Source organism: Bacillus cereus group sp. BfR-BA-01441 (genome assembly GCF_022663075.1).
Taxonomy (GTDB): domain Bacteria; phylum Bacillota; class Bacilli; order Bacillales; family Bacillaceae_G; genus Bacillus_A; species Bacillus_A cereus.
In genome coordinates this window covers 1-271 of record NZ_JAKUEU010000332.1, presented here as the reverse complement: position 1 = coordinate 271, position 271 = coordinate 1, and the positions used below count along the sequence as shown (strand labels likewise).

The window sequence follows — 271 nt, the reverse complement described above, 5'->3', positions numbered from 1 at the left end:
ATTTCCTTGACCTCCTCCATTATTTGCTGGAGGTGTCGTATTTCCTTGACCTCCTCCGTTATTTGCTGGAGGTGTCGTTCCTTGGCCATTTCCATTATTTTGTTCTTCTTGTTTCTTTTGCTCTTCTAGTTTCTTTTGTTCTTCTTGCTTCTTAAGTTCCTCTTGTTTCTTTTGTTCTTCTTGTTTTTTCAGTTCTTCTTGTTTCTTTAATTCTTCTTGCTTTTTCTCTTCTTCAGTTTTTTGCTGTTGATCTTGTTTTGGTTGCTCCGTT

1 pseudogene is annotated in these 271 nt (G+C 36.9%); it reads right to left on the bottom strand.

Features of this window, described 5'->3' with window-relative positions:
- Positions 1 to 271, bottom strand: a pseudogene (locus MR107_RS30750) (penicillin-binding protein); the annotation flags it as partial.